Origin of the sequence: Nostoc sp. ChiQUE01b (genome assembly GCF_034531255.1) — a bacterium.
Taxonomy (GTDB): Bacteria; Cyanobacteriota; Cyanobacteriia; order Cyanobacteriales; family Nostocaceae; genus Nostoc.
Genome location: NZ_JAVRBM010000093.1, coordinates 1 through 8,800 on the forward strand (window position 1 = coordinate 1; position 8,800 = coordinate 8,800).

Consider the following 8,800-nt stretch of genomic DNA (forward strand, 5'->3'; position numbering starts at 1 on the left):
TTATTCTTCTACCACTTTTTTATGCCGTATTTATATTTCGGATAGGTCTAATACTGTAACGCTCTATTAAATAATGTTTTCCATCATATAACAATGCCATTGGTATGCTTTGGAAAGATTTATCTAAAGTGAATACGAGTGTTCCTGATGGGGGTAGATATGTTTTTATTGGTGCAATTAGCTTTTCATAAATTCCTTGAGAAGAAGTAGTAATGCTACTTTCGCCTACTTCAGAAAAATTTTCATTTTGTAAAGCTTCTAAAAGATGATCTATCTGGAATCGAACTAGTTTAGATTCAATAGAATGGTGGTGAAGTGAGCCATCTGTTGACTGAGCAATTACTTCTATAGTATCCCCTAAATCAATAATGTGAATTACTGTTGGGGCGCTCTTGAGGTTCTGAAGCTGATTCAAAGCAACAAGGTCAAGCTTGCCACATCTGAGAAAGTTTTCTAAGCGTGCTATCTGCAATCCTTCATTTATCTCTATTACTCTTTTTAAATCAGGATTAGGTGATGTTAAGAGTAATCGCATATAATTACGATATGTCGGCTCCATTTCTGACTGAAAAGAGAACTGCAAATCTCCGTTAGTTGACAAAAGACTATCACGCACTTCAGTCATGTTTGTGATCGCAGCATTATAGTTCTGAATCGCTAACTCAGTTTTTCCCTGCTTTTGGTAAATTAGTCCTAACTGCTGCTGCCATTCGTAAGCAATATCCAAAGCCCGAATTGATTGAGCGAATCTTAAAGCCTTCGTAAAATATGCCTGTTTTTGTTCTGTTTGAGTTGATACTTTACCCAAAGTACCAAAACTATAGGATAACCATCGGATACTATTAATAGTTTCAGCCATTTTCAATGCTAATTTAGCATATCGAATCGCTACTGATTTCAATTGTTCATCTGGTATCTGGCTGAGGTTATTAGCAAAATTCAACCGAGCATGAATAGATGGCTCAGGTGATAACTCCAAAAAGGCAGAAGAATTGCCATCTATTTGATTTACCAATACTCTAATTTGTTGATTAACTTTCTGATGGAGGTTCACTTGATTTGGTTGATGACTGAGCCATTTTTCCCAACTGATCAGTAAAGTTAAGTGATTCAACTGAGCTTGCAGTTTAGCTGATTTTGAGATATTTGGGATGTTTTCTAGTGTTTGGTAATACCAGAGTGATTTTTGCGCTTTTTGTGGAATAATGTTAGCAATCTGCTCTCGAAAAAGTGGTTCCTCTATCCAAGAATATTTATCTTGTAATTGCTGATAAATTGTCTGTTCAATATTACCTAGAGACAGATAAATCCCACTAATCTTTGATGAAGATACAAGTTTTGCTAGCGTTAACGTTTCTTGTAGAACTGTTTCAGATTCATTTAACTTTCCCAAAATCCGCAAGACTTCTCCGAGATTCTGTAATCCAAGTAAGTTAACCGATGTTGCTTCCTGCTTACCAATTAATGTCGTGAGTTGCTCTTTTTGAGTAAGAGCAGGTTGCTGCAAAGTCGTGTCGCAAATACCTAAAATTGTATTAAAATTTAAAGCTTCTAAAAGTGTATTGCAAGCTTGTTTATGTAATCCTAATGCTTGGAAAGCAAGGTTTTGATTAATCAGGCTTTCCGTAATTCCCTCTTGGTCGTTTAGTTGGCGATATATTTTGGTAGATTCCTGCCAAGTTTTTAAAGCTTCATTCGCCTGATCTAGAGCTAATTGTTCGTGACCTGATGAAGTCAGGGATGCCGCTTGATTTTTGAGAAATTCTTTTTCTTTTTTTACAGTCTGGGCAGGGGAAGAGGATTGAATTAAAATTAAAGACAGCCCTAGAATGCCTGAGAAAAGATATTTAAAGCAACATTGAAGTGAGATCATTTTTATATCTTTTTACCACTGAAATTCTGAAAAACAAGAACTTGCAGACAGTGAAGCATTATCCCAGGTTGGATTTGCTTGGTCTGTTGTCAAAACTAAATTTCCTTGAGAATCCCGAATCAAAACGTTGGCTTCTATGATTTGTGTAACTTGGTTACTTCTTAATGATTTTGGATTATGTGAATTATTCAAAGCTGGAACTGGAACAGAGTTACTTTGCTCAACATTGTTAGACATCAGGTTATTAGGCTTAGATTGGAGATTGCGAGTACTACTAACTCGAAAACTATTTACTTCTGTGCCTGCTCGTGCCTGACAAACTGGGGTGATTTCAGGAGTTATTGGAATTACTTCTGCTTTTAGTTGACTAGGGGTAATGTTAGTATCAGCGATGTTATATTGAACAGTACCGTTAATTCCGTACTTGGAACTAGCTGTTATTAAGCTATTAAGGGAAAGGAATAGTCCCTTAGCATTAATTGTGATATTCCCACCACGACCCTCAAAGGCATTTGCGGTGATGCTGCTATTTTTTATTGCAACTAGGATATCTGTGTTGATAGTGATGTTGCCGCCGTCGCCATTACCCCCAGCAGTCGCAGTAATGATACTGTCACGTAATTGTAAGTCACCAGAGTGTAAGAAAATGTCGCCTCCTTCGCCCTTTGTGCCGCCCTCTGTGCCAGCTGTGATAGTACCTCTGTCTAGATTGATACTGTCTGCGTTGATTCGGAGGGTTCCTGCATTTCCTTGTCCTGGCTGAAAGTTGAGATTTTTTGGAATTTTTTCACCACCAATATTTACTCTCCCACCATCAGTGACAGTTAATCGTTCTGCTTCGATTGTCAGATTTCCGGCCTTTCCAATTCCTCCAGTTCGAGTTGATATTCTGCTAGGAGAATTACCAGTTAATGACTTTCCGGTTACTTGCACTTCTTCGTTAGCAGTTATAGATACGTTGCCTCCCGAACCCTGCCCAAATGTGCCTGATGATATCACTCCTCCAGAGCGTAGACTTAACCGCGCAGTTTCAATCTTGATGTTACCGCCAGATCCGGTAGATCCTCGTTGGGCCAAACTTGTTATGGAACTGCCTGCATTCGCTGTTGGTTTTCGCAGCACTTCTACTGAATCATGAGCTAACACGTTTATGGAACCAGCATTTCCGAAGCTATACGTACCAGCAGCGATCCCTGCTCCATCCCGGACATTTAACCGCCCAGTTTCAATATTGATGTTGCCACCAGATCCGGTAGCTCTTGGGTAAACTAGGCTCGATATACCAGTGTTGAAAAACGAATCAACTTCTGTTAATCCTACAAGGTTCACTGAATCTGAAGCATTAATTTTCAATGTTCCTCCCGTTCCTGCTCCTAATGTGCTGGACTCAATCTGAGAACCACCGTCTAGCATTAGCTTCATGGCTTGTATTTGTATATTGCCACCACCATTTCCACTGGCATCAACTGCTGCTGCTCCAGACAACTGGATCTCTCCAAAGGCTGAGATGCTTGAATATCCCAACGTCCAGCCTTTATCTGTAGGAATCAGGTTGACCAAACCCGCTCCAGCCACGCTGCCTAATTCAATCTGTCCCCCTGTTGTTTTAAGCGTTCCACGTGAGAGTACTATATCACCACCCACCAAAGCTAAGGTTTGATTTGGCTGCACGCGCAAACCAGAACTAGTATCTATGAGGTCTGAAGTTTTTCTTATACCCTGGCCGTCTCCAAAGACGTGAATATTTCCAGCATTTGTCCCAAATCCTAATCCCACAGGCACGCTCACTGTTAACAGAGGTTCTGCACCACTAAGGGGTTTAGCATCGAAGGAGATGCCATCAGCAAATTTAATATTACTAGCAGTAGTGCCGAAAAACGAGCCGCCAATGTTCAGTGAAGCATTCGGCCCAAAAATAATCCCATTGGGATTAATAAGAAATACGTTGGCTATGCCGTTAGCTCGAATTAAACCATCAATATTAGATATTGAGCTACCCGTCACTCTTGTCAAAATGTTTTGGATATCTGGGGCATTTTTGAAGTAGACTGCGCTTCCTGTGGGTACAGAAAACTGTCCAAAGCTATGGAACAAATTGCTTCCGACTTGGGTTCCTCCCGTTATCGCACTGGTATTATTACTCTCTCGTGTGACGCTGGAGTTGACTCTTAGGGTTACATCGGGAACAATTTGTGCCGCAATTGGCTCCCAAGGCAATAGACAAAACAAGGTGCTGCCCTTAATAAGCCAGGATAAAGCTTTTGTCATAAATCATGGTAAAAGTTTCTCGGTTGGTCTCTGAATTATTTTTAGTACAGACTTGCACCCTACACCCGAATGATTACCAATTATACAGATTAATAGTAGCGGTAGCGTCTTGTCAAATTGGATTGGAGACAGAGGCTTTTTCTCTAGTGGTAAAACTGTTAATATTTTCTAAAATCCGAGCGAAAGCGATCGGGAGCAAAATACGTTTGTGGATTTATCAGTGATGAACAGAAAACGTAGTGAGTCCTTTAATGAAGTTGCAGAAATCTATGATGCAGCACGCCCTAGCTATCCATCTCAACTGATTGAAGATGTAATTGAGATGGCTAATCTTCCAGATTCAGCTTCAATTTTAGATATTGGAACAGGGACAGGTAAGGGAACTGTTCCATTTGCTGAAAAGGGCTATACTATCTGCTGTTTAGAGCCAGGTGAAAGACTGATTGCAATAGCATCTCAAAATATGCGTTTATATCCAAAGGTGACATTTGAGACAGTGACTTTAGAGGATTGGAACTTACGCCCAAAAGCCTTTGATTTAGCAATATCTGCTCAAGCCTTTCATTGGGTAAATCGTGAAAAAGGGTATCCAAAAGTTGCACAAGCTTTAAAAGAAAAAGGTTATATTGCGTTTTTTTGGAATTTCTCTATTTTACCCGATACTTTAATATTTCAGGCGCTAAAAGAAACGTTTACAAAATATGTATCTACAACAATATCTAATGCTAAACCATCCTCAGTTGAATCACTAATAAAAAAAAGACAAAACTGGATATTAAATAGTTTTTGTTTCAAAAACCTAGTGATAAAACAATATCCTTGGTCTATTGATTATGATGCAGAGCGATATCTAGGTCTTCTGAAAACTCAAACTGCTTATCAAGAATTTACTGAAACTGAAAAGCAGGATTTTTCTGATGCTATTATACAGATATTAAATGTTCATGGGGGATATGTTACTAAACCCTATTTATCAGTTCTTTTCTTTGCTCAAAAAATTTAAATAAGCCCTTTCATTCTAAATAAAACTAAATATCGACTGTGGATTACAACTCATCTCAAACCCGATACGGAAAAACTACGGGTTTTAACCTAGATGAGATTTATATAGTCATCCAAAATGCAATACTCGCTGTCAAATAATCAATCATTAGCCGTTGTTTTACCCGTGTGTTAAGAGGGTATTTTCTAGAATAAGCTGAAATTGAATTCAGTTGTCAGAAGTCAGAAGTCAGAATTGAATTCAGGCTCCTGACTTATAAAGTATTTCTTGTTAATCGTGGTATTAGACTGATTTTCGTCAAAGTATTCTTTCATCGGTGCAAAATATAAAAAGTAATGAAAAACCTCATCCTTTAAACAGGTTGGGGGCATAAATAAAAACTCTATATTCCATGATGACACAATTCAATATTTGTTCGACTGCTGTCAGTTTGGAGGTGCGGCAATGAACAAACCACCATCTAGACGCAAGAAAGTTATCCCTGCGGTATCTGGCGAACCAAAACCAGCAAGCGACTCTGCAAAAAAAGATCCTTCTTCGCACGAAAATCCAGCTTCAGCAACGATTACGGTTACTGCTGTTGAAATAAGAGAGTTGACCGAGGAAGAGCAAAGCGAACGCCTGCATTTAGAGCGCCGTGTGGAACGTGCATTTTTGTCAGCGGGTCAGGCGCTGATGGAGTTGCGGGATCGCAGATTGTACCGTTCCACGCACCAGACTTTTGAGGAGTATTGCCGCGATCGCTTCAATTATAGTCGTGATGCGGCGTACTTGAAGATTTCGGCTACTGTGGTTTATGAGAATCTTCAAAAGTTTTTGCCGACCATTGGTCGGCAAATTCCAATGCCGACCAACGAACGACAATTGCGCTTTTTGGCGAAAGCCGAGTTGGAACCGGCTGTGCAAGCGGATGTATGGCAACAGGCAGTAGAGCAAGCTGGTAATAAGATTCCATCTGGTCGCATAGTGAAAGACGTAGTGGACAGGATACGCGAAAGGACGAAAGTACCCAATCCTTATCATATTGGGGAAATATGCCTTCTGTTGCCGAAGGATAACCCGGAACTGAGAGGTAAAGCGGGTTATTGGGGAGTAGTCAGCCATACTAGAGAATACAGTTGTACAGTCCAGACCTGGGACGGCGACTACACCGTGAAGATTGAACACCTGAAGTTACTGGAATTGCTTGATGAAGATTGCCAATTCATGCAGCAGTTATGTGTGAGGTTACGGCAGTTGCATCAAGTGGCTAACCGTGACTCTTCTGTGGATTGGCTGTTGCAGGGTTTAGGGAAGCAAGCCAAACCTTATCTGTCATCCTTGCAGGCAAAGCTCTTGACGGCTGTTGAGAGAGAGTACAACCTGGTTTGGAAGCAGCAGAAGTGACGATACAGCTAGTCAACAATAGGTTAATGCAACAAATACACAATGCAACAATTAACTCGTTGTATGAAAGCGATAAGCGAACGCGAACGGCGTCTCCAAAAGTTGCCATGCCAGAATGGCTTATCGCTTCAAGGAAATCATAGAACTTAATACTTGTTGCAATTGATGAGGTTAAATTTAAAAAGCCCTGATAAAAGATTTGATAGAATTATGTGATAGGCTATGCCCTGCCTTTTTGCGATCGCAGATTATATCGCTCCAGACACAGAACCTTATCCTCGCAGTAATGCGATTAATTTCGTCTTGAGTATTCCAAGAACCGGAAAAAGTTCAAAACTCAAGTAATAAAAGTAAGCTACTCATAAACGTATGCAGGATTGATGGGCTGCCCGTGCAGTATCGTGGGTGATTAGTAACCAAACCAACTGACAGCGATTGACATAGCAGGTAGTTGCGATCGCTCCATTACAACAGAGATCGCAGAGCGTGGTAGTTCCATGTACTCATTACACTGCATATATAAGATAGTTTATGAAAATAAATTAATATAGTTAGTACCTAAAAAGGGATTTGAGCAGCTTTACGTAGAATCTCGCGGGTGTAAATCTTCAAAAACGTGTATAAAGTTACAAGGGTCAGACACAACCGTGTCTAGTAGTGGGTTATGTGCCAAGGGTTGAAGCTACAGCGTTTGGTTTATCCTACCTACGGGAACTCCTAAAATAAAAGCGGATGTGAGGTATGCAATGTCAGAGGTTATGAAAATTTTTTTAATCCCCTGCATCTTATCCCTAATCCCGTTTCAAAGCCGATGACACAAGTTCTGCTAAAGAGTAACACCACCGTCCACACAAACACTCATAACTTGAAGTACACCGTTATCAGGAAAACATCATGAGCCAAACCTTAATTACGCAAGAGTTCGGGATTATCATTGCTGCGAAAAATCACAAACCCACTATCCTGAATCCAGATTTCCTCAAATACAGCGGCATCGTTCCGACAGAATGGGAATTGGCTCGTCAACCGATATATACCCAAAGCGTATCCCAAGTCGCCTTTACCAACGGCATCGTTATCATAGCTGAACCAACACGAGTCATGTTCATAGAAGCGATTGAAAATAAAGCAGTAGAAGAAATCGCTGTAGCAGCTATTGCTAAAAAATATGTTGAAGCCTTACCCAACGTCGAGTATGAAGCTGTAGGTATTAATCCAAGAGGCTACGTTGCTTTTGAAAAAGATGTTGATGCAGCCCGTTTATTTATAACAGAAACACTATTATCTTCGGGTTCATGGCAAGAAGCTGGGACTGCACCAGTGAGAGCAACACTGAACTTAGCTTACACCTTGGAGCGCGGGCCATTTTACCTGAGTGTAAATGAAGCAGCCCTACGGAATCCAGATGAAACAAGTACCCCAATTGTGTTATTCAGTGGTAGTTTTAGCTACGAAGTCAACAGTGAAACTCCAGTTGAACGCAAAAACAGCATACATCAAGGCATTGATAATTGGCAAGCAGACTTATTAGCTTACCAAGAAATTATTAGTAATAAGTTTTTGGGCAAAACTAGTGAAGAGAAAACTGTAGTTCCCAATGTATTTGCTATGAGTGCTGCTATCTAAGTAGTAAGAAGTTTTTATTGCGATAATGAACTTGACAAAAAGAAGTAGCAAGTCGGAAGTCGCAAGTCGGAAATCGCAAGTCGAAGTAAAAATTGTTACTAGACAAACGAATTTATTCGTAGGAAGCCAATAAAGAATTTTGTCTCAACACCTAGTGCAAGACTTAAAGCGTCCTTACTTCAATCCCCCTATTTCGTTATGAGGTATTACTTGCGACTTGCTCCCAAAGCGAAAGAGCGACTTCTAAATAAATGATAATTCCAAGGCATTTGGATAAATTATCAACTAAAAAATGCTGGATATTCGGCGGGCAGAGTAATTGCTACCGCCGATATTTGGCAGTTATAAATCTCCTGTGACTGAGCTTGTGTTAAAGGTTCAGAAAAAGTCATATTTGAACGAAGTCGGAAGTCGGAAGTTGTTACTTCCTGGTTCCGATACTTAAGTAAGGGTTTAAGCCCCCATTCCCAAGACACGAGCTTGTTTTGTGTTGGGGTTTAAATAAGTAGGCGCTATGCACAGTCGAAGAGGCAACTCTTACGCTGTTCGCGTTCGCTATCACAAAAACCGTACTTCCGACTTCCGACTTCCAACTTCCGACTTAATTGAATGATTATTTATTTTTGAAATTATCAGGGGTGTAT

At 40.2% G+C, this 8,800-nt stretch carries 5 protein-coding genes; 3 read left to right on the forward strand and 2 right to left on the reverse strand.

Translation table 11 applies throughout. From position 1 onward, the window contains the following. Nucleotides 1–19: 19 nt before the first annotated feature. Complete coding sequence (locus tag RMY63_RS35160; protein WP_322733129.1) at nucleotides 20–1,873, reverse strand: CHAT domain-containing protein; 1,854 nt, start codon at nucleotides 1,871–1,873, stop codon at nucleotides 20–22. 12 nt (nucleotides 1,874–1,885) lie between these two features. Next, entirely contained in the window at nucleotides 1,886–4,141 is a 2,256-nt protein-coding gene (locus RMY63_RS35165; protein ID WP_322733130.1) for a filamentous hemagglutinin N-terminal domain-containing protein, read from the reverse strand. A 208-nt stretch (nucleotides 4,142–4,349) separates the two neighbouring features. Here RMY63_RS35165 and RMY63_RS35170 point away from each other — a divergent pair, with 208 nt between their 5' ends. The 3 genes from RMY63_RS35170 (at nucleotide 4,350) to RMY63_RS35180 (ending at nucleotide 8,156) form a co-directional block, all read left to right on the forward strand. Then, on the forward strand, nucleotides 4,350–5,144 hold the full coding sequence (locus RMY63_RS35170; RefSeq protein WP_322700407.1) for a methyltransferase domain-containing protein: 795 nt from the start codon (nucleotides 4,350–4,352) through the stop codon (nucleotides 5,142–5,144). Nucleotides 5,145–5,588: 444 nt separating this feature from the next. Then, nucleotides 5,589–6,530 (forward strand): hypothetical protein, encoded by a 942-nt coding sequence (locus tag RMY63_RS35175; protein WP_322733131.1) that lies wholly within the window; start codon nucleotides 5,589–5,591, stop codon nucleotides 6,528–6,530. A gap of 894 nt (nucleotides 6,531–7,424) precedes the next feature. After that, on the forward strand, nucleotides 7,425–8,156 hold the full coding sequence (locus tag RMY63_RS35180) for a hypothetical protein (RefSeq protein WP_322733132.1): 732 nt from the start codon (nucleotides 7,425–7,427) through the stop codon (nucleotides 8,154–8,156). The last annotated feature ends 644 nt before the right edge of the window (nucleotides 8,157–8,800 follow it).